A 20,743-nucleotide genomic window follows, 5' to 3' on the forward strand; every position below is an offset into this window, starting at 1 on the left:
ACGACGCCACCGCCCGCGACGCCGTCGAGGCCTTCATCCGCGGAGACATCGAACGCTGACGAAGGACCACCACCGTCGCTGAGCCGCCCCCGCCTCCTCGCGTTCCACGTGGAACGTGAGGAAGCGGGGGCGAGCTGCGTCAGGCGGCGAGCAGCTCCGGCAGCACGGCGCGGTCCAGCTCGCTCCACGCGGTGAGCACGTCGTCGGTGATCACGGCGTCGATGCCGAGCTCGGCCACCCACTGCAGAGCCGGACGGCGGTTGACCGTCCACAGCGCGACCGCCATGCCCAGCGAGTGCGCCCGCTCCACGACCTGCGGGATGCGCCGGACGCCGACCAGCGGCAGGTGCACCTCGTCGTGCCCGCCCTCGGCGGCGCGCCGCACGACGTCCTCGACGGCGTCCGTCTTGTCGCCCAGCAGCGCGGTGCGCACCGGCAGGTCGGCGCAGGCCGCGCGGATCGCCGCGAGCAGGACCGGGTCGAAGGACGAGACGGTGATCGCGGCGCTGCCGGCCGCGGTGCGCAGCACCTCGGCGAGCGCGTGCGCGGTGCGCAGCGCGAGGTCGTAGCCGGCCACCGGCTTGGCCTCCACGACCACCCGGGTGCCGCTGAACCGCTGAGCGGCCGCGAGCACCTCGGCCAGCGTCGCGATCGACGCGCGCCCGGCGGCGTCGAGCAGGTCGATCGGGTCGTGCGAGCAGACCAGCGTGCCGTCGGGGGTGAGCCGCACGTCGATCTCGACGCCGTCCGCACCCTGGAGCAGGGCCTCGGTCACCGCCGCCGCCGAGTTCTCCGGCCGGCCCGGCGCCGGGGAGCCGCGGTGGGCGAGCACCCGGACCCGGTCGCCGTCCGCGCCCGGCGACAGCAGGGTGTCGTCCAGCTCGGTGGCCACCTGCCGGCCGAAGCCGTTGCCCTGGTCCATGGTCGACCTCGTCTGCGTCGCGGGGAGATCCGTCAAGAAGAGGATCGGGCGCGGGCAGGTGGTACCGGCAGGCACCGCAGGGGTGGTCGGGGACCGCACGGGGTGTCGTCCTGACCCACCTTGGTGGCCCCGCGGCCGGAGCCCCCACCTGGGTGGCGGATGTGCACACCCTGAGCGGCCGCATCCCAGCCCTGGGGGCCTGTGCAGCCGCCCTCGCCGGGTCCAGAGTGGTACCAGGCCGAGAGCCGGCCGCGGATCGAGGGGTGGCACACCAGATGACCAGCTCGTCCAGCTCCAGCGAGACGCGCTCCCGCACGCAGCAGATCGACGTCAACGCGATCCGTGAGTTCGGCGAGGTCCTGCTGACCTCCCCGGTGCGGCTGTGCTTCATCGTCGAGGCGAAGTACGAGAACGACGTGATGCCCGGCGCGGTCGTGGACGTGCTGCGCTCCTGTGGCCACCAGGTCGACGTGCTGCGGCCCAACGGCACCGTGACCGACCTGTGGGAGCTGCTGCCCACCGATGTGGCGCGGTACGACGCCTTCGTGCTGAAGACGGTCTCCTCCGGCCCCGGCCTGAGCCTGCTCGACGCCGCCGGAGCCGCCGGCGTGACCACGGTCAACGACTACCGCGCCATCCGCCTGGCCCGGGACAAGGCCGTCGCCGCCGTCCGTGCCCGGGCCGCCGGCATCCCCTTCCCGAAGACCTGGTTCGCGCACAGGTCCACCCTGCTCGAGCAGATCCCGGCGGACGCCTACCCCCTGGTCGTGAAGCCCAACAACGGCAGCGCGCTGCGGGACGTGTACCGGGTGGACAGCCCGACCGAGCTGGCCCGGCTCGACATCGACGACAGCGGCAGCCTGCTGGCCCAGCCCTACCTGCCCAACCCCGGCTACGACGTCAAGCTGTACAACACCGGCGACGAGGTGTTCGCCACGGTGAAGCGCTCGCCGCTGCACCCGGGCGCCGACGTCGTCGAGGAGCAGATCCCGGTCTCCCCGGAGCTGCGCAGCCTGGCCCGCGCCGTCGGCCGCGTCTTCGGCCTCGACATCTACGGGATCGACGTCGTCGAGACCGCCGAGGGCTGGGTCGTCCTGGACGTCAACGACTTCCCCAGCTTCGGCAACGTCCCGCAGGCCGCCTGGCGGCTGGCCCGCACCGTGCTGCGGGTGACCCGGCGCCAGGCCGCCGCCCGCGCCTCGGCCAAGGCCGCGTCGCCCACCGTCTACCGCCCGGTCGTCTCCACCGTCGCGAAGACCCGGGCATGAGGATCCACCTGCTCGCCGAGGCCGCGCCCAACCCGGTGCTCACCGCGGTCATGGCCGAGCTGGCCCGCCACCACGAGGTCGCCGTCCACGACGCCACGACCCTGCCCGAGGGCTACGGCGAGGGTGCCGGCCTGCAGCCGGCACCGGACGTCGTCCTGCTCAAGTCCCGCTCCCCGGAGGCCCGGCGGGTGGCGACGACGGCGGAGCACGCCGGCAGCCTGGTCGTGAACCCCCCGGCCGCGACCACCGGGGCGCTGGACCGCGCCGCGACGGCGGAGGCGCTGGACCGCGCGGGGGTCCCCGCCCCCCGGTCCTGGTCCGTCCCCGCCCTGCGCGACCTGGCCGGCCCCGACCCGGCCCGCCCCGACCTCATCTGGCCGCTGGTCGTCAAGAGCCGGACCAGCTCGCGCCGCGACCTCGTGCGCCTGGTGGCCGACCCGGCCGAGCTGGCCGACCTGCTGCCCGAGTGGGGCGACGAGCCGGTCGTCGCCCAGGAGTTCGCCGCCAACGACGGCTTCGACATCAAGCTGTGGGTGATCGGCGAGGACATGTCCGCAGCCCGGCGGCGCAGCGCGCTGGAGTCGGTCGACAAGAGCGCCGACGAGCGGCTGGACCCGGCCGACCTCCCGGCGGACTGGATCGCGGCGGCCCGCGGCGCCGGAGCCGCCCTGGACCTGCAGCTGTACGGCGTCGACCTGCTGATCACCGGCGGCCGGCCGGTGGTGGTCGACGTCAACCCCTTCCCCGGGTTCCGCGGCGCCCGCGAGCCCGCCCAGTCCCTGCTCCGCTTCCTGTCCACCCTGGAGACCACGAGGACGGTGACGGCATGAGCACGCCCACCGCACCCGCACGGCCGAACGTGGTCCTCGCGACCGAGGCCCTCGACCACCACCTCGCCGGGCAGCCCACCGACCGGACCCGCCCGCCGCTGCGGTACCTGCGCCGCAAGCCGGGACGGGGGCTCGTCGCCGTCTTCGGCCCCGACCGGCGGGGCCAGATCTTCACGGTCACCGTCGACGAGCAGTCCCTCCTGGGCGTGCCCGACGACGCCGCGGCGCCGGCCGCCCCGACCGTCCGGCAGTTCCCGGTCGACCCGAAGCTGCCGCACCTGGACACCGTCATGGCGCCCGCCGGGCACCCGGACCTGGCGGCCGCGCTCGAGTCCACCGCGCGGCGGTGCTCCGACGTGCCCCCGGACCTCCCGCTGCGCGACGTCACGGCCGAGCCCGTGCGCTACAAGCCCGGGGACCGGTGCGTGATCCGCTACCGGCTGGTCTTCGGCGACCCGGGCACGGACGGCGGCGCAGCCGGCTCCCGGACCTGCACCCTGGTGGCCAAGCTGTACCGGGAGCCGGAGGAGGCGCAGGCCGCCGACGACCTGCTGGCCCGGCTGCGCACCCAGGCCGGGGTCTCCTGGACCGCGGCGCCCCTCGGCGTGGTGCCGGGGCTGCCGCTGGCGCTGACCGAAGACCTCGGCAGCAGCCGCGACCCGGTGCCGGCGGTCTCCGGCCTCTCCGTCGTGCACCCCGGCTCCCCTGCCGCGCTCGACGTGGTGCGCGCGGCCGCCCGGGCCCTCGCGGACCTGCACACCAGCGGCCTGGACACCGCCGGCCTCGCCCGGCGCACCGGACCCGTCGAGGCAGGGAGGGCGGCCAAGCGCGCCCAGTTGCTGGTGCAGTACGTGCCCGGGCTGGCCCCGGAGGTCCACCGGGTCACCGGCGCGCTCTGCGCCGCCCTGGAGGAGCTGCCGACCGACACCCTCCGGCCCGCGCACGGCAGCTACAAGTCCAGCCAGCTGATGGTCCGGGACGGCGCGGTGTTCCTCGTCGACTTCGACCAGTTCTGCCTGGCCGACCCCGCTCTCGACGTCGGCTACTTCCTCGCCTACCTGCGGCCCGCCGGGCTCTGGTACCGCCGGGCCGGGCGGCGGGCGTGGTTCGACGCGGCCGCCGAGGCCTTCCTGACGGCGTACCTGTCCCGCCTCGCCGAGCGCGGCGAGTCGGCGGGGACCTGCGCCGGCATCGCCGGCCGGGCGCACGTGTTCGAGGCCGCGCTGCTGCTCAAGATCGCCGCGCGCCGGGTCAACCGGCTGCACAGCCCGCGGACCGGCGAGGTGGCCGCGGTGCTCGACGAGGTGTCCCGGTCGCTCGCCCTCGCCGGGCGTTCCGCGCAGCCCAGGCTCAGCCCGACAGGTTGAGCACGGTGAGCGTGCCGTCCCGGAGGTTGCTGACGTAGCCCCTGCTGCCGTCGGGCAGGACCGCCATGGACGTGGGGGAGGCCCCGGTGGGGATCGTCGCCGTGACCGTGAAGTTCTCCGCGTCGATGACCGAGATGCTGTTGTCCTCGTTGTTCGTGATGTAGGCGAACCGGCCGTCGGCCGACCACTCGGCGTGCTGCGGGAACGCACCCACCGGGATCGTCTCGATCAGCGTGTCGGTGTCCGTGTCGATCACCGACGCCGAGTCGGCGTCGTAGGTCGCCACGATGAACAACGGCCGGGTCGGGTGCACCGCGATGCTGTGCGGGCTCGTCGGCGTCGGGATCGTCGTGCGCACCGTGTTGGTCGCGGTGTCGATGACCGAGACCAGGTTCGAGTCGTGGTTGGCGGTGTACGCCTCCGACCCGTCCTGCGAGAAGGCGACCGAGTGCGGGTTGGGCGCCACCTCGATGTTCGTGGCCAGCGTGTCCGTGGCGGTGTCGATCACCGACACGTTGTCGGTGTCGTGGTTGGGCACGTAGATGGACTGCCCGTCGGGGGACACCGCCGCGAGGAACGGGCGGGTGTCCACCGGGATGGTCTCGACGACCTCGTTCGTCGTCGTGTCCAGCACGCTGACCGCCGCGATGGTCCGCGCGTCGTCCCACACGCTCACGTACGCCCGGCGCCCGTCCGGGCTGAAGGCGATGAACTGGGGCGGGCCGGCGTCGATCGGGATGGTGGCGGTCACCTGGTCCACGGCCGTGTCGACGACGGTGACCACGCCGGCGTCCCGGTTGGCGACGTAGAGCTGCCTGCCGCTCGGTGCGGCGACGACGAAGCCCGGCGTCTCCCCGACGTCGATCGTCGCCCCGATCGACGGGATCGGGACCGCCGGCGCCGTCGTGGCCGGGGCCTCCACGGAGGGCGCCGGCGCGGACGTCTGCGCCTGGCCGCCTCCCGTCTGCTGGGCGTCCGGCCGCAGGGCGGCGTAGCCGACCACGCTGCCGATGACCAGCAGCAGCACCAACCCCACGACGAGCTGCACCGGCCGGCGCTTCAGCGCGGCGGCCCTGCCCGGCGTCCCTCTCGGTGGGGGCGGTGCGGCCTCCCCGGCGCCCTCCCCGGCGGGCCCACCGGCGGACTCGGCCGCGCGCGGCCCGGGCACGTGGCCCGGCGGTTCCCCGCCCGGACCGGCCGACCCGGCGACGGACCCCGCCTCGGCCGGGGCGGCGACCGGACCCGACCCGGTCGGTCCGGCAGTGGCACGCGATCCGGCCGGCCGGACGGCCGAGCCCGACCCGGCCGGGGCGACGAGCGACCCCGACCCGCGCGACACGCTCCCCGGCGGCGGGTGCCAGGCCTCCGTGTGCACCGACTGCGCCGGCCGGTAGGCGTCCCCGATCACCGACCCCTCCGTCGTCCGGGCGGCGTCCGCGCCGGTGAGCAGCATGGCCGGGGCCCGCTTCCGGCGGGCCTCCGCGAGCACGGCGGCGCCGAGGGCCACCACGTGCTTGGGGTGGGTGCCCACGATCGTGGGCCGGCCGAAGGCCTCGGACACCATGGAGGCGACCAGCGGGATCCGGGAGGAGCCGCCCACCAGCAGCACCGCCGACAGCTGCTCGGGCTGCACCTGGGCCGCGCGCAGCACCCGCTGGAGGGTGCCGATCGTCGACTCGATCGGTGCCCGGATCATGCCCTCCAGCTCGGCCCGGCTCAGGGTGACCTCGAAGTGCCGGTGCGGCAGGAAGACCGGGATCGTCGCCTCGAGGTCGACCGACAGCGCCTCCTTGGCCAGGGTGCAGTCCTGCCGCAGCCGGGCCAGCGCCATCACGGTCTTCGGGTCGCTCATGTCCAGCTCGGTCAGCGCCCCGCCGGCGACGTAGTTGACGTGGCCGAGCACGGCCTCGTCGAAGTCCGTCCCGCCGAGCCGCTCGATGCCCTCGGGGGTGCCGACGATCTCGAACCCGTGCGCCGTGCGGCGGAGGACCGTCGCGTCGAAGGTGCCGCCCCCGAGGTCGTAGACGGCGATGGTCTCGCCCTCGTCGAGCGGGCGGGTGGTGGCGTAGTGCGTGGCCGCCGCCTCGGGCTCGGTCGTGTACAGCGGCTCGGTCAGCCCCGCGGCCCGGGCCACGTCCTCGAACAGCTCCCGGCGGATCGGCCCCCAGTTGGCCGGGTGGGTGAGCGCGACGACGTCCGGGGCGGCGCCCTGGCGGTCGGTCACCCGGCCGAGCACGTCCTGCAGCAGCACGCCGAGCAGGTCGGCGACCGCGTACGGCGCGCCGCCGAGCATCACCGGGGTGGGGTTGCCCAGGTGCCGCTTGACGTCCCGCGCCACCCGGTCGGGGGTGCTCACCGCCCGGCGGGCGGCGGCCTCGCCGGTCACCAGCCGCCCGTCGTCCCGGACGTAGACGGCGGCCGGCGCGACCATGGAGCCGTCCCCGAGCGCGAACATCTCGAGCCCGCCGTCGCCGGCCACCGCGGCGGCGACGAACGCCGTCCCGAGGTCGATCGCGAGGCTGTAGCCCGCCACCGCACCCGGCCCGGACGCGGACTCGCCGAGGATCGTCGCTCCCCGGCTGTCGTCGGCCGGCGGGCGGGGGGAGGGGTGCCCGGACGCCGGCATGCCGAGGGCCTGCTCGAGCTCGTGCACCAGCTCCTCGCACGACTCGTACCGGTCGCCGGGGTCCTTGGCCATGGCCCGGGCGACCACCGCGTTCACCGCGGCTGGGATCCCCGGCTGCGCCGCCGTGACCGGCGGCGGTGGCTCGACCAGGTGCGCCCACAGCAGCGCGGCGTCGTCGTCCCGGCGGAAGGGCAGCTGGCCGGTCAGGCACTCGTAGAGCACGCAGCCCAGCGCGTAGATGTCGGTGCCCGGGCCGACCGGCCGGCCCTGGATCTGCTCGGGGGAGACGTAGTCCACGGTGCCCAGGAAGTGCCCGGTGCCGGTCAGCCCGCTGGAGAGCCCGGCGGTGCGCTTGGTGAGCCCGAAGTCGGTGAGGTAGACGTGGTCGCCGAGGGTGGACCGGGTGCGCTGGGTGTGCTGCGCCCGTTGCCGGGGGGCGGTGACGAGGATGTTGCCCGGCTTGACGTCCCGGTGCACCAGCCCGGCCCGGTGCGCCGTGTCCAGCGCGTCCCCGACCTGCCGCATCAGCGCCAGCGTGCGGCCCACCGTCAGGTGCCCGCCCTCGTCGAACAGCACGCCCTTCAGGTCGCTGCCGACGACGTAGCGCATCGCGATGAACAGCTGCCCGTCGGCCTCGCCGGCCTCGAAGATCGGCACGATGTTCGGGTGGTCCAGCGACGCCGCCAGCCGGGACTCCCGGATGAAGCGCTGCCGGAACTGCTCGTTGTCCGCCAGCTGCGGGGTGAGCAGCTTCAGGGCGACCTTCCGCCCCAGCCGCATGTCCTCGGCGCGGTAGACCACCGCCATGCCGCCGCGCCCGATGAGGGACTCGATGCGGTAGCCGGCGATCTCGGTACCTGGCTGCTGCTCGGTCATGTCGCCCCGTGGCCTCCCGTCATCCGGTGACCTGGAAGGAGTCCCGGACCCGTTCGAACGTGGATCTGTGGTCCTCGAACACGTCCGGCGGAGCGAAGAACGCGAGGAGCACCGCTCCACCGGCGCCGGGCGGCTGGACGACGTCGATCAGGACCCGCAGCCGGGACTGCGCGTTCTGCGGATCCGAGGTGACCGCCTCCAGCTCGTCGGCCGGGGAGCCCGACACCGACACGTCCCGGTGCACCGAGTCGAACTCCGTGGCCGCGGGCAGCAGCAGCCGGATCGACTCCTGCAGCTGCTCGGTGCCGGACGTGTCGTAGGTGGCCGACGAGGCGTACACGTACAGCCAGACGTCCTCGGTGGAGCCGGACCGCAGCGCCTCGCCCGCGCGCGCCCACGCGGTCGGATCGCCCCTGCTGAAGAAGAGGTCCCCGGCCGCGGTCGGGTCCGGGCCCAGGACGATGTCGCTGGCCGGGGACACCAGCGTCCCCCAGCCGGTGGGGTGGTCCAACCGGAACGGCACGACGGTCTGCGAGCTTGTGTAGGTGCGGTACTCCTCCTGGAACAGCGAGGAGCGCAGCAGCGCCACCGCCGCGACGGAGATCACGAGGACGGCGGCCGCCACGATCGCGATCAGCCGCCCGTGGCGGCGCCACACCGGGACCGACGCCGGGGGCGCCGGTCCGCCGTCGTCCCAGTCGGGCCCGACGTCCTCGTCGTCGTACCCGGGCGGGTCGTCGAGGTCGGGGTCCGGGTGCCCGCCGAGGTCGGTCCCGGGGTCCGCCGGCGGGGGGATCGGGCGGCGGGACTCCGTCGGCGGCGGGAACCGCAGGCCCGTGCCGGACGGGAACGACGGGTGCTGGCTGCCCCCGACCACGTCCCCCGTGACCGTTCCGGGTTCGTCCGGCACGGCGTCGCCGGGCCGCGGGGCGATCGAGCCGTCCGGGCTCCACGGGCTCACCCGGGAGCTCACCGGGGCCGGCAGGTCCAGGGCCAGCTCGAGCGCCCGGAGGAACTCCTGGCAGGACGCGAACCGGTCGGCGGGGTCCTTGGCCATCGCCCGGGCCACGACCGCGTTGACCGCCGGGGGCAGCTCCGGCCGCACCCCGGTGACCGGCGGCGGCATCTCGACCAGGTGCGCCCACAGCAGCGCGGCGTCGTCGTCCCGGCGGAAGGGCAGTTGCCCGGTCAGGCACTCGTAGAGCACGCAGCCCAGCGCGTAGATGTCGGTGCCCGGCCCCACCGGCCGGCCCTGGATCTGCTCCGGGGAGACGAAGTCCACGGTGCCCAGGAAGTGCCCGGTGCCGGTCAGCCCGCCCGACAGCTCGGTCGTGCGCTTGGTGAGGCCGAAGTCGGTGAGGTAGACGTGGTCGTCGCGGGCCCGTCGCGGCCGGTCCGAGCCGGCCGCCACCAGGATGTTGCCCGGCTTGACGTCCCGGTGCACCAGCCCGGCCCGGTGGGCGGAGTCCAGCGCGTCGGCGATCTGGCTGAACAGCCGCAGGGTCCGCCCCTCCGGCAGCCGGCCGCCCTCCTCGGCCAGCACGCCCTTCAGGTCGCTGCCGACGACGTAGCGCATCGCGATGAACAGCTGCTCGCCGGCCTCCCCCGCCTCGAAGATCGGCACGATGTTCGGGTGGTCCAACGACGCCGCCAGCCGGGACTCCCGGATGAAGCGCTGCCGGAACTGCTCGTTGTCCGCCAGCTGCGGGGAGAGCAGCTTCAGGGCGACCTTGCGCCCCAGCCGCATGTCCTCGGCGCGGTAGACCACCGCCATGCCGCCGCGACCGATCAGCGACTCGATCCGGTAGCCGGCGATCACGGTGCCCGGTTGCTGGGTGGTCATGGCCGCGGACCCCCGCTCACTGCCCGGCTCCCCGCCACCGGTTCACCGGGCGGGTGCGCCGCACCGGCCGCAGTACAGGTGGTCGGGAGCGAGCCGGGTGCCGCACGAGGTGCAGAAGACGGGCCGCTCCAGAGGTCCCTGGTCGTCGCGACGGGACGACGGCGGGGCGGCGACCGCGCGGGACGCACGGCGGTCCTCGTCCCCGACCGCGGCGACCGCGGGCCCCTGCCCGGCGACGGACGGCGACCGGGCGGACCCGGACAGGGCCGGGGCACCGGGACCCCGGGGGTCGGGACCGCCCCGGCCGGGCGCGTTGCCGGAGACGACGGAGCGGGAGCCGGACCGCGAGCCGGTGGCCAGGCCGGGGACCAGCTGGCGGTCGCGCTGCCCGGTGGGGGCCCGGGACGGCGCGGCGTGCTGGCTCCTCCCGGACGGCGGCGTCCCCGGCGACGCGGGGCTCCCCGGCGACGCGGGGCTCCCCGGCGACGCGGTGCTCCCCGGCGACGCGGGGCTCCCACCCGGGGGCGGGCCCCGCCGGCGGCGCAGCAGGAACGCGGCGAGACCGGCGAGCAGCAGCGCCGCGGCGAGGAGGGGCAGCCACAGGGCCCAGGAGATCCCGCCGTCCGTGCCGTCGGGAGCCGCGGAGGCCACCCCACCGGCGTCGGCCGGCCCCGGGGTCCCCGCGGCGACGTTCTGCTCGGCCACGGCGAGGTTGGCGGCGGCCATCGCGTGCCCGGGGAACAGCTCGAGGGTCGCCCGCAGGTTGGGGATGGAGGCGGCGAACCCCCCGTTCTTGAACGCGTGCATCGCCGCCTCGAAGCTGGTGTCCACCGGCCCCTGGCGGGGGGTGATCCCCTCCGCGGCCAGCACGTCGCGGACCGCGCTCACCTCGACCAGCCGGCCCGGCGCGGCCGGCGGGGGTCCGGAGTCCGCCTCGGGCACGAGGAACCCGACGACCTGGCCCTGCTCATCGACCACTGGGCCGCCGAGCATCCCGGCCGGCAGGCCGGCCGCCAGGTCGATGTTGGCCTGCGTCTCCTTCTCGTCCAGCTCCTCGGTCTTCAGCACGGTGCCGCCGGGCTCGGCCAGGTGGGCGTTGACCGCCCGCGGGGGGTCGGTGCCGTTCGGGATGCCGGTGAAGCCGAGGGAGGCCAGCGCGCTGGCCCCCGCGGTGGACTCGTCGAGGGGCACCGTCGGCATGCCGCTGGCTCCCCTGACCCGGAGCACGGCCACCTCCGGCGTGCTCTTCGGCAGCAGCTCCGCGGGCATCGCCCCGTACTCGTCCTGGGAGGTGACGTGCGGGTAGACGACGTAGGTCGGCTCCACCGTGACGACGCACCCCCCGGCGTCGTTGGTGCGGTGCGGCGGGTAGCAGGCCTCCAGCCGCTGCTGGAGCCGGTTCCCGGCGTCACCGATCGCCTGCCGGCTGAACAGGTCGTCGGCCAGCGACGCCGCCTCGCCGTACTGCTTGGCGAACGCCTCGTTGACCCCGTAGACCCGCGCCCGCTCGAGGTCGGTCTGGGTGATCCGGCCGGTGGTGACGATGGTCCCGGTCGACTCGACGACGAAGCCGCTGGCGGTGGCGAGCACCGGGGTCGAGGTGCTCTGGATGATCCGGATGTGGATGCCCTCGGGGTCGGTCTGCAGGTGCTCCACCAGGGCGACCTCGACCGTGGCGCGGGCCTCCACGAACACGACAGCGGGCGCGCTCCGCTCGGTGGGCGTGGGGTGATCGTGGGCGGCGGCCGGCAGCGTCCCGGACACCAGGAAGGCAGCAGCCGCAGCGACGACCCACGGGGTCCGGCGCCGATGACGGGTCATGGGCACTCCGTATGGGCCGCGGCGCACTGACGAGCCTCGAGCACGTGACTCGCGTCACACATGCAAGCGCCCCCGCCCGGGAGTGTCAACCGCTTTGTGCCGCCCCCTCCTGCGGGTTCACGGCGTGTGGACGCGGCGTGTCTCGTCCAGGAGGGCGAGCGCGGAGCGCAGCCGCTCGGGCTTGAGCTGGCACCAGCTCCGGACGGCAAGACGCGTGAGCGCCAGCGTCCGGTGCGCGTGCGCCCGGCCGAGCAGGAGGCCCGGGTCGGCGGTGTCGCTGAGGCGCACGTACTCGCTGAGGAAGGCCGAGGTGAGGTCCGCGCCGCCGTCGGTGGTCACGCCCGCGGCGTCCTGGGCCTTGCGGACCGCCACGGCCAGGGACGCGCTGAACTGGCCGAGGTCCAGGGCGGGCTCGGCCAGGCACACCGCGTCGAAGTCGACCAGGCTGGTGGTCGGCCCGTCGAACAGGACCCGCGAGGGCTGGAGGTCGCCGTGGGCGACACCGAGCCGCTGCTCCTCGAGGGCCAGGTCGCGGACCGACGCCAGGTGGCGGTGCAGCGACGCCCCGACCGCCGGGGCCAGCGTGGCGAGGCCGTCGACGGCTGCCCGCACCCGCTCGAGCTCGTCCCCGGCGGTGCGGGCCGGGCCGACCGGGATCGACGACCGGTGCAGGGCGGCCGCGATCCGGGCGCACGCGGCGACGGCGTCCTCCGGGGTGGCCCCGGCGGCCGCCGGCGGGACGTCCGTCCCCTCCCTGGCCCGGACCAGCGCGGGCAGCAGCGGGGACCCGGGCACCGCGTCGAGGAGCGCCAGGCGCAGGTCGGGGAGGTAGGCCTGGAACCGGGGGACCAGGAACGGCAGGGAGGTGCCCGACCCGTCGTGCAGGAGCTCCCGCAGCGCGTTCACGGCCGGACCGATCAGCTCCCCCCGGCCGTCGGCGTACACCCGGCCGTACATGACCTGCTTCAGGCTGCGGCGGCTGGGCTGGAGGCGCCAGGCCAGCTCGTACCGCAGCACGGACCCGCCCCGGCCGTACGTGACGACCGTCGCGGAGCACCCCTCGAGGAGCAGCCCGGGCACGGCGCTGGTGACCACCGGCCCGAGCACCTCCACGAGCCGCGAGGGGTCGGTGGCCGGCACCAGGCCCGGGAGCGCCGGGTCGAGCGGCAGGGCGTGCAGGACGAGTCGCAGCTCGCGCACCAGGAGCGACGGCCAGGCGAAGGCGTCCAGGTCGGCGCGCCCCTCCAGCTGGGCGGCCAGCGGGTCGATCGAGGCCAGCCACGCCTCGGCGTCCTCCACCGTGCCGAACAGCCGCCCGGCCACGACGTGCTGGCCGGTCTCGAACCCGCCCCGGCGGCGCAGCTCCAGGCGGTACTGGAGGGTGGCCCCCTCCCCGGGTGACACGCACGCCTTGCCCGGCGAGCAGGCCAGCAGCTCCCAGTCGTCGGCGAGCATGCGCTGCAGGCGCGGGGCCATCGCGGCCCCGGTCAGCGCCTCGGCCAGGCCCGGGACCGCCTGGCCCAGGGCCGGCGAGCGGAGCGGGTCCAGGTCGACCTCGCCGGGCGACGGGACACGGGGAGCGGGGACCGGGGGCCGCTCGAGCCAGCCGGTGAGCGCGCGGAACTGCTCCTGGGTCGCCGGGAGGGGCATCGCCTGGGTGAGGGCGGTGCCGAAGGCCTCCACCGCCATGGGCGCCGGGCTGCCCAGCCCCGACTCCGCCGCGAGCTCGCCGAGCGTCTTCTCCGGCTCGGCCGCCGGCGCCTCCCCGCCGATCGCCTCGCCGAACTGCGCGGCGTACAGCTCGGCGTAGAGCCCGCCGTTCGCGAGCAGGTCGGCCGGGCTGCCCTCCTCGAGGACCCGGCCGGCGGAGATCACCAGGACGCGGTCCACGTGGCGGATCAGGTTGAGGTCGTGCGACACGATCACCGTGGACCGGTCGCGCGCCAGGGTCTGCAGGGACTCCGCGACCGTCCCGGACGACTCGGCGTCCAGTCCGGTGGTGGGCTCGTCCAGGATCAGGATGGGGGTGTCCCGGATGAAGGCGCGGGCGATGGCCAGCCGCTGCCGCTGGCCACCGGACAGCGTGGCGGCCCGCTCGCCGAGGACCGTCTCGTACCCGTCCTCCATGTCCATGATGAAGTCGTGGGCGCTCGCCAGCTTGGCGGCGCTGACGACCTCCTCCTGGGTCGCCCCCTCGCGGCCGTAGGCGATGTTCTCGGCGACGGTGCCGCGGAGCAGGATCGTCTCCTGCAGCACCATGCTCATCTGCGCCCGCAGCGAGTCGTAGGTGAACTCGCGGATGTCGTGGCCGTCGACGAGGACGGCGCCCGCGTGCGGGTCGTACAGCCGGGGCAGCAGCTGGGCGATCGTGCTCTTGCCCGCTCCGCTGCGCCCCACGAGCGCGACCGACTCACCTGCCGCGATCCGGAAGTTCACCGACTGCAGGGCGAGCCGGCCACCCGCCCCGTCCGCCGTGTCGCCGGCCAGCTGGTAGGCGAAGCTGACGTCCCGGAACTCGATCTCACCGGTGAGCGGGGGCGCCGGCCGGGCGTCCGGCCGGTCCACCACGGTGGGCTGGCGTTCGAGCAGCTCCCCCACCCGGTCGACGCTGGCGTAGACGGCCGCCACCCGGTTCCACTGCTTGATGATCCGCTTGATCGGCTTGAACATGCCCTGGACGAGCAGGATGAACGCGATCAGCGCCCCGGCGGTGAGCACGTCGTCGTCCACGAACGCGGCGCCCACCAGGATCACCACCGCGATGGCGACGGACTCGAGGAAGGCGACGGTGAAGCTGAACACCGCCTCGATCCGGGACGTGCGCAGGACGGCGTCCCGCGCCGAGCGGCTGTGCTGCGCGAACTTCTGCTCCTGGAGCTCCCCCCGGCCGTAGACCTGGACCAGGCTGATCGCCGACAGCATCTCCTGCGCCGTGGACGCCAGCTCGCCCTCGCTCGCGCGCTCCTGCTTGGAGGCGGACTTGATCCGGCGGGCGAAGGAGTTCGAGATCAGCGTCATCAGCGGCACGATCGCGAGCGCGAGCAGCGCGATCTGCCAGGACTGCGTGAACAGGTAGCTCAGGGTCGCGCCGAGGACCAGCACGCTGCCCACGAGGTCGCTGACGGAGTCCTCGACGAAGTCCTCCATGGCCTTGACGTCCCCGGTGATCCGGGTGAGGACGTCACCGGTGCTGCGCCGGAGGTGGAAGGCCAGCGGGAGCCGCTGCAGGTGGGCGAACAGCGCACCGCGCAGGTTGAAGCCGAGCGTCCGCCCGGCGGTGGCCAGCTTGATCTCCGCCAGGGAGGCCGAGGAGCTGTTCACCGCCGTGGCCACGACGATGCCCGCCGCGATCACGTAGACGGCGATCTCGGCCGACACCGTGAGCACGCCGTACCTGGGCTCGACGTCGTCCTTGAGGAAGTTGGTCAGCTGGCTGATCAGGTGGGGGACGGCGACGGCGGTGGCCGCCTCGATCCCCAGGAACGCGAAGGCCCAGACGAAGGCGCGGCGCTGCCCCCTGGTGAAGCGCGCGAACAGCCGCATCGTCTTCCGGAAGTCCCCGCCGCTCTTCGTCGACGGGCCGCTCCTGCCCACGCGCGTCCCTCCCGTCGGCGCCGCTGGCGCGGGCGCCAGGCTAGCCGCTCGACCGCCTCCGGTGGACCCCCGCGTCGCCGCCTCCGCGGCGGCCCTCACCCCGGCCGCCCGGCGACCTCCTCGACCGCGTCGGCCAGCTCGGCCGCGGTCCGGAAGCGGTGCGCGGGATCCGGCTGGACCGCCGTGGTGACGACGGCCCGCTCGCCCTCGGTCAGGTCGTCGCCCGGCACCGGCTGGCTCCGCAGGTAGATCCGCACCGCCGTGAAGGGGTCCGCGGACACCAGCGCCGGGAACAGCCCGTGCCCGGTCATGACCAGGTGCAGGGTCACCCCGAGCGCCCAGACGTCGCTGGCCCGGCCCGCCGGGCGCCCGCGCATCAGCTCCGGCGCGACGAACTCCAGCCGGCCGGCCCGCGACCCGGTCCCGAGGCCGCTGACAGTGTGCCCCTGCGTGAGCAGGTGCCCCAGGCTCGGCTCGGCGAGGACGGCGCCGGCCTTGTCGAGCAGGACGTTGGTGGGTGCGATGCCCCGGTGCACCAGGCCGGCCTCGTGCATCGCGTGCGCGCCGCGGGCCGCGCGGGCGACGGCCAGCAGGCGCTCGCGGCGGCTCAGGTCCCGGGCCGGCGCGGCCAGCGACCCGGACGGCTCGTGGCGCATGGCGTAGAACACCACCGCGCCGTCCATCCCGACGTCGTACATCGGGACCAGCTCCGGTGCGCGCAGCGCCGCGAAGAGGCTCAGCTCGTCGGCCAGCGCGTCGAACCCGTCGGTCCCGGTCACCGACAGCACCTTCACCGAGACCGTGTCCGGGGCGATCCCGAGGCGCCGCGGCGTCCGGGCCAGGTGGACGGAGCTGTGCTCGCCCCGGCCGAGCTCCCGGAGGAAGACGTAGTCCGCGATCCTGTCCATCGCGCCGTCACCGCGGACCGCGGGAGACGGCCGTCTCGCGCCAGGTGTCGAACAGCAGCTGGCGCTTGCCCAGGCGCACCCGGTCGCCGTGGACCAGGCGCACCGGGATCTGCGCGGTGACCGGCAGCCAGGGGCCCGCCGCCCCGGACCGGCTGAGGAAGGTGCCGTTGGCCGAGCCGTTGTCGCTGAGCAGCACCGTCCACCCGTCGACGGTGAGCCGGGCGTGGACCCGCGACGTGCTGCGCGCCGCGTCCCGCAGCGGCAGGGCGCGCGCCCGCCCGGCGAGCACGTCGGGTGCCTGCGCCGCCTCGCGCCCGATGAGGAGGTCCCCGGTCACCGGGTAGATGGTCCCGCCGTCGGTGACCAGGATGCCCAGCGGCGGTCGTGGCAGCCGCACCCGCCGACCGGCGGGGGGCAGCGGTGTGCCGCAGGTCGGGCAGGCCGGCAGCTCCGGGTCGGTGAAGTGCCCCTGAGGGCAGTGCACGCCCTCGACGAGGACCTCGGGGCCGGTGGTCGCGGTGTCCACGCCGCCCTCGCCGCGGGCCCCGGCGATCGGCAGCGGCGGGCGGCGCGCTGCCCGGGCGGGCTGCCCGGCCGCGGTGGCGCACTCACCGAGCAGGACCGTCCGGAACTGCACCGCGGGCCGTAGCGCCGTCGCCGACGACGGGATGCCGGGACCGGCCGCCGCCGATCCGCCGGGCAGCTGCGGCACCGGTCCCGGGGAAGTGGGCAGCAGGGTGACCCCGGCCCCCGGCACGGTGCCGCTCTCCAGGTCCAGGCGCAGGACGTCGGAGACGGCGGGCAGCTCCGCGTCCCCCTCCGCCGCCACGGTCAACTCGTGCCAGTCGCCGTCCGGGAGGACGTGCTCGCCGAGCCGCGCGCCGTCGCCGGCCGGCCGGTCCGGCGCGCGGCCGTCGACGAGGAGCCGCACCGGGCGGTGGACCAGGGCCCGCAGCGAGGTGCCGCTGCGGACGAGCAGCGCGAAACCGGGCACGTCGGCCGCCCGCAGGTCCAGCAGCGCGCGCAGCGCGTCGACCCGGGCGGAGCCGGTCGGGTCGGGACGGTGGCACAGCCGGACCAGCTCGCGCACCCGCTCGGCCGAGGACGGCGGGAGCACGGGCACCACCAGCAGGACGTCGCCGCGCCGGTCGACCACGCCCGTCCCCGGGTGCACCTGCACCCGCGGCCAGTCCCGCAGGGCGGGGGACGGCCTCTCGGCCAGGGGAACGGACATGGTCACCTGCCAGTCACCGGCCGGGTGCCGCCAGGGCCCGGTCGAGCTTGACGGCCGCGCGGATCAGGCCGAGGTGGGTGAACGCCTGGGGGAAGTTGCCCAGGGCCTCGCCGGAGGCGCCGATCTCCTCCGAGTACAGCCCGAGGTGGTTGGCGTAGGTCAGCATCTTCTCGAAGGTGTGCCGGGCCTGCTGGACCCGGCCGGCCCGGGTCAGCGCCTCGACGTACCAGAACGAGCACAGGTTGAAGGTGCCCTCGGGCTCGTCGAAGCCGTCGCTGCCGTCGGCGTGGTACCTGTGCACCAGGCTGTCGGTGACCAGCTCCGCCTCGATGCGGGACAGGGTGGACAGGAACCGGGGGTCCTCGGCGCCGGCGAACCCGACCAGCGGGATCATCAGCGCGCCGGCGTCCAGCGTCGTGGAGTGCGGGTACTGCACGTAGGCGCCGACGTCGGGGTTCCAGTCCTGCTCCTGGACCTGCAGGTAGGCCTGGTCGGCCACCTGGCGCCAGGCGGCCAGCGGTGCCGGGAGCCCGCGCCGGCGGGCGAGCCGGCCGGCCCGCTCGAAGGCCACCCACGTCATCAGCGTGGAGTAGGTGAAGCGCTGGCTCGGCCCGCGGACCTCCCACACCCCGCAGTCGGGCTCCTCCCAGTGCGCTTCCAGCCAGTCGAGCTGGCGGCACAGCGCGGTCCACAGCTCGTAGGAGACCGGCCGGCCGTTCCGGTCGTAGAGGTGCACCGAGTCCATGACCTCGCCGAGGATGTCGAGCTGGAGCTGGTGCGCGGCGCCGTTCCCGATCCGCACCGGACCCGAGTCCCGGTACCCGCGCAGGTGGTCCAGCGTGGACTCGGTGCCCACGACGTCCCCGTCGATGCCGTAGAGGATGTGCAGGCCCTTGTCGGCATCGGCGTCGAGGCACCGGGCCTCCAGCCAGGTCATGAAGGCGCCGGCCTCCTCGGTGAAGCCGAGGCGCATCAGCGCGTACACGGTGAACGCGGCGTCGCGGACCCAGGTGAAGCGGTAGTCCCAGTTGCGGGTGCCGCCGATCGCCTCCGGCAGCGAGGTGGTGGGGGCGGCGACCAGCGCCCCGGTGGGCTGGTAGACCAGCAGCTTCAGGGTGAGCGCCGACCTCTCCACCATCTCCCGGTACCGGCCCCGGTAGCGGGAGCGGCGGATCCACCGCTGCCAGTAGTCCAGCGTGCCGGCGAGCAGGTCCTCGACCTCGGCCATCTCCAGCGGGTGCGGCGAGCCCCAGCGGGACAGCGCGAGCGCCAGGCTCTCGCCGGCCTCGAGCACCGCCGAGCCGACGGCGGCGGACCCGTCGGCGGTGAGCGGCACGGTGGACCGCAGCACGAGCTGGGCCTGCGGGGAGAAGAAGAAGGCGCCGGCGCCCTCGACGACCTCCACCTCGGTGCGCGCCCGGCCGTAGTCGAAGGCGGGCGCGCACCGGATCTCGACGTCCACCCGCCCGCGGACGGCCCGGACCAGGCGCACCAGCTGGTTGGCGCCGCGCCGGCTGGACCCGGCCTGGTGCGGCACCATGAAGTCCACGACCTCGCCGACGAACTGCTCGCCCAGGAACCGGGTCACCAGCACGTTCGAGTCGGGCAGGTACATCTGCTTCACCCGGGTGGCCCCGGTGCACCGCACCGTGAACCGGCCGCCCTTCTCGTCGTCGAGGATCGAGGCGAACACCGACGGGGAGTCGAACCGGGGGAGGCAGAGCCAGTCGATGTCGCCCTCGGTGGAGACCAGGGCGGCCGTGTGGAGATCACCGATGATGCCGTGGTCCTCGATGACAGCAGCCATCCGCCACCTCGCGTCGACCCGTGGGGGACGGCCAGACTAGTGGTGCCGAGGGGCGGCGGACACGGTTCGGAACGCCCCTGCGGCGTCGTAGGCTCCACGCCATGCGGGGTGGGCGATGACCGGCCCGGGGGACGGCGCCGGCCGGCGGCAGTGGGCCGGCGCCGAGGGTGCCGCCCTGGTGTACCGGGACGACGCCGGCGCCCAGCGGTTCGTGCCCCTGGACGGGGAGACCTCGCTGACCCTCGGCCGCGGCTCCGGGTGCGACGTCCGGCTGCCCTGGGACGAGCGGGTGTCGCGCGTGCACGCCGGGCTGGAGCTCGTCGGCTCGGACTGGACGCTGGTCGACGACGGGCTGTCCCGGAACGGCACCTTCCTCAACGGTGAGCGGCTCACCGGCCGGCGCAGGCTGCGCGACGGTGACACGTTCGTGCTCGGCTCGACGTCGTTCCGCTTCCGGGACACCACCCGGCCGACCACCCAGCTGACCAAGGTGGGGGAGCAGCTGGTCACCGCGGCCTCGCTGTCCCCGACCCAGCGGCAGATCGCCATCGCGCTGTGCCGGCCGTACAAGCACGACGACCCGTACGCCACCCCCGCGTCCAACCAGCAGATCGCCGACGAGCTGTTCCTGAGCGTGGACGCGGTGAAGACCCACCTGCGGGCCATGTTCCAGAAGTTCCAGATCGAGGACCTGCCGCAGAACCAGAAGCGGGTCAAGCTGGTCGAGCGCGTCCTCGGCCTCGGCCTGGTCAGCCGTCGGGACCTGTAGGCCCCTGCCCGCCGGTGGCGTCCTTTCCCGGCGGCCGTTCCGCAGGTGTGCATCGTCGACGCCCAGGTGGTGGTCCTCTCCCACCTGGGGTGGGTTCTGGGCGGCCTGGCGGGCGGCGAGAGTTCTGGCAACGCACAGGGCGGGTCACCGGATCCGCAGCCGCCAGAAGGGACACCACCATGAACCGCTCGTCGCTCACCTCCCGCCGCGTCATCGTCGGAGCCGCCCTGGCCCTCACCCTCGGCACCGGTGTCGGGCTGGGCGCCATCTCCCTCTTCTCCACCGAGACCGCGACCACCCCGCAGTCCTACCGCGTCGACACCAGCGGGCTCCCGTCGAACCGGGCCGCGGACGGCCCGGGCTCATCCACCACGGCACCGGCGGACGCCCCCGCCGACGCGCCGGCCGACGCGCCCGCCCCGGCCGACGCGCCCGCTCCGGCCCCGGTCGACACCGCCGACGGAGTGAGCATGGACGAGGCCGCGGCGATCGCCGTCCAGTTCGCCCCCGGCGAGGTCTTCGAGATCGACCAGGACCGGGACTTCCTGTCGGGCCTGCAGTACGAGGTCACCATCCGGCACGGCGACGGGACCTCGACCGAGGTCGAGGTGGACGCCGACACCGGCCAGATCGTCAGCACCGACTTCGACAGCGACCTGGACTGAGACCAGGCCAGCGAACAGCCGACAACAACTGTGAGGAGCACTGCCATGGGTCCGGTCCGTGTGGCGATCGTCGGGGTGGGGAACTGCGCTTCCTCCCTCGTGCAAGGGGTGCACTACTACCGGGACGCGGACGAGTCCGCCCCGGTCCCCGGCCTGATGCACGTCCGGTTCGGCGACTACCACGTCTCCGACATCGAGTTCGTCGCCGCCTTC

At 74.9% G+C, this 20,743-nt stretch carries 13 protein-coding genes and 1 pseudogene; 6 read left to right on the forward strand and 8 right to left on the reverse strand.

Going from position 1 to position 20,743, the window contains the following annotated elements:
- Window positions 1-139 precede the first annotated feature (139 nt).
- Window positions 140-922: a glycerophosphodiester phosphodiesterase gene (locus HL189_RS22300; RefSeq protein ID WP_369135930.1), complete on the reverse strand. Its 783-nt coding sequence runs from the start codon at window positions 920-922 to the stop codon at window positions 140-142.
- A 275-nt stretch (window positions 923-1,197) separates the two neighbouring features.
- Between HL189_RS22300 and HL189_RS22305 the strand changes: the two genes are divergently transcribed.
- The 3 genes from HL189_RS22305 to HL189_RS22315 are packed head-to-tail and all read left to right on the forward strand — an operon-like array spanning window position 1,198 to window position 4,387.
- Complete coding sequence (locus tag HL189_RS22305; RefSeq protein WP_369135931.1) at window positions 1,198-2,190, forward strand: RimK family alpha-L-glutamate ligase; 993 nt, start codon at window positions 1,198-1,200, stop codon at window positions 2,188-2,190.
- Complete coding sequence (locus tag HL189_RS22310) at window positions 2,187-3,020, forward strand: RimK family alpha-L-glutamate ligase (RefSeq protein ID WP_369135932.1); 834 nt, start codon at window positions 2,187-2,189, stop codon at window positions 3,018-3,020. The genes HL189_RS22305 and HL189_RS22310 overlap by 4 nt, the downstream gene beginning before the upstream one ends.
- Window positions 3,017-4,387, forward strand: coding sequence for a phosphotransferase family protein (locus tag HL189_RS22315; RefSeq protein ID WP_369135933.1), 1,371 nt, complete (start codon window positions 3,017-3,019; stop codon window positions 4,385-4,387). The genes HL189_RS22310 and HL189_RS22315 overlap by 4 nt, the downstream gene beginning before the upstream one ends.
- On the opposite strand, the gene HL189_RS22320 is transcribed toward HL189_RS22315, so the two are convergent.
- From HL189_RS22320 to HL189_RS22350, 7 genes are all read right to left on the reverse strand, one after another.
- Window positions 4,371-7,889: an Hsp70 family protein gene (locus tag HL189_RS22320; RefSeq protein ID WP_369135934.1), complete on the reverse strand. Its 3,519-nt coding sequence runs from the start codon at window positions 7,887-7,889 to the stop codon at window positions 4,371-4,373. The genes HL189_RS22315 and HL189_RS22320 overlap by 17 nt on opposite strands.
- A gap of 19 nt (window positions 7,890-7,908) precedes the next feature.
- Window positions 7,909-9,732, reverse strand: a complete 1,824-nt coding sequence (locus HL189_RS22325; RefSeq protein ID WP_369135935.1) for a protein kinase — start codon at window positions 9,730-9,732, stop codon at window positions 7,909-7,911.
- Between the two features lie 42 nt (window positions 9,733-9,774).
- Complete coding sequence (locus tag HL189_RS22330; protein ID WP_369135936.1) at window positions 9,775-11,553, reverse strand: trypsin-like peptidase domain-containing protein; 1,779 nt, start codon at window positions 11,551-11,553, stop codon at window positions 9,775-9,777.
- A 117-nt stretch (window positions 11,554-11,670) separates the two neighbouring features.
- Window positions 11,671-15,147, reverse strand: coding sequence for an ABC transporter transmembrane domain-containing protein (locus tag HL189_RS22335; protein ID WP_369135937.1), 3,477 nt, complete (start codon window positions 15,145-15,147; stop codon window positions 11,671-11,673).
- A 95-nt stretch (window positions 15,148-15,242) separates the two neighbouring features.
- On the reverse strand, window positions 15,243-16,055 hold the full coding sequence (locus tag HL189_RS22340; protein ID WP_369135938.1) for a protein kinase: 813 nt from the start codon (window positions 16,053-16,055) through the stop codon (window positions 15,243-15,245).
- A gap of 7 nt (window positions 16,056-16,062) precedes the next feature.
- Window positions 16,063-17,289: an FHA domain-containing protein gene (locus HL189_RS22345; RefSeq protein ID WP_369135939.1), complete on the reverse strand. Its 1,227-nt coding sequence runs from the start codon at window positions 17,287-17,289 to the stop codon at window positions 16,063-16,065.
- 13 nt (window positions 17,290-17,302) lie between these two features.
- A complete protein-coding gene (locus HL189_RS22350) occupies window positions 17,303-19,096 on the reverse strand; it encodes a glycoside hydrolase family 15 protein (RefSeq protein ID WP_369135940.1) in 1,794 nt (597 codons plus the stop codon).
- 115 nt (window positions 19,097-19,211) lie between these two features.
- On the opposite strand from HL189_RS22350, the gene HL189_RS22355 reads away from it, so the two are divergent.
- From HL189_RS22355 to HL189_RS22365, 3 genes and pseudogenes are all read left to right on the forward strand, one after another.
- On the forward strand, window positions 19,212-19,865 hold the full coding sequence (locus tag HL189_RS22355; protein ID WP_369135941.1) for an FHA domain-containing protein: 654 nt from the start codon (window positions 19,212-19,214) through the stop codon (window positions 19,863-19,865).
- A 179-nt stretch (window positions 19,866-20,044) separates the two neighbouring features.
- Window positions 20,045-20,530 carry a PepSY domain-containing protein gene (locus HL189_RS22360; protein WP_369135942.1) on the forward strand — a complete coding sequence of 162 codons (486 nt, stop codon included), beginning with the start codon at window positions 20,045-20,047 and terminating at the stop codon, window positions 20,528-20,530.
- 45 nt (window positions 20,531-20,575) lie between these two features.
- Window positions 20,576-20,743: pseudogene (locus HL189_RS22365) on the forward strand (inositol-3-phosphate synthase); the annotation flags it as partial.

It is taken from the genome of Modestobacter sp. I12A-02662 (genome assembly GCF_041028325.1).
Lineage (GTDB): Bacteria > Actinomycetota > Actinomycetes > Mycobacteriales > Geodermatophilaceae > Modestobacter.

Excerpts from the sequence above, each read along its gene's own strand:
- HL189_RS22330 (WP_369135936.1), bottom strand. The coding sequence starts at position 11,553 with ATGACCCGTCATCGGCGCCGGACCCCGTGGGTCGTCGCTGCGGCTGCT.
- HL189_RS22360 (WP_369135942.1), top strand. The coding sequence starts at position 20,045 with ATGAACCGCTCGTCGCTCACCTCCCGCCGCGTCATCGTCGGAGCCGCC.
- HL189_RS22300 (WP_369135930.1), bottom strand. The coding sequence starts at position 922 with ATGGACCAGGGCAACGGCTTCGGCCGGCAGGTGGCCACCGAGCTGGAC.
- HL189_RS22355 (WP_369135941.1), top strand. The coding sequence starts at position 19,212 with ATGACCGGCCCGGGGGACGGCGCCGGCCGGCGGCAGTGGGCCGGCGCC.
- HL189_RS22315 (WP_369135933.1), top strand. The coding sequence starts at position 3,017 with ATGAGCACGCCCACCGCACCCGCACGGCCGAACGTGGTCCTCGCGACC.
- HL189_RS22345 (WP_369135939.1), bottom strand. The coding sequence starts at position 17,289 with ATGTCCGTTCCCCTGGCCGAGAGGCCGTCCCCCGCCCTGCGGGACTGG.
- HL189_RS22310 (WP_369135932.1), top strand. The coding sequence starts at position 2,187 with ATGAGGATCCACCTGCTCGCCGAGGCCGCGCCCAACCCGGTGCTCACC.
- HL189_RS22320 (WP_369135934.1), bottom strand. The coding sequence starts at position 7,889 with ATGACCGAGCAGCAGCCAGGTACCGAGATCGCCGGCTACCGCATCGAG.
- HL189_RS22340 (WP_369135938.1), bottom strand. The coding sequence starts at position 16,055 with ATGGACAGGATCGCGGACTACGTCTTCCTCCGGGAGCTCGGCCGGGGC.
- HL189_RS22325 (WP_369135935.1), bottom strand. The coding sequence starts at position 9,732 with ATGACCACCCAGCAACCGGGCACCGTGATCGCCGGCTACCGGATCGAG.
- HL189_RS22350 (WP_369135940.1), bottom strand. The coding sequence starts at position 19,096 with ATGGCTGCTGTCATCGAGGACCACGGCATCATCGGTGATCTCCACACG.
- HL189_RS22305 (WP_369135931.1), top strand. The coding sequence starts at position 1,198 with ATGACCAGCTCGTCCAGCTCCAGCGAGACGCGCTCCCGCACGCAGCAG.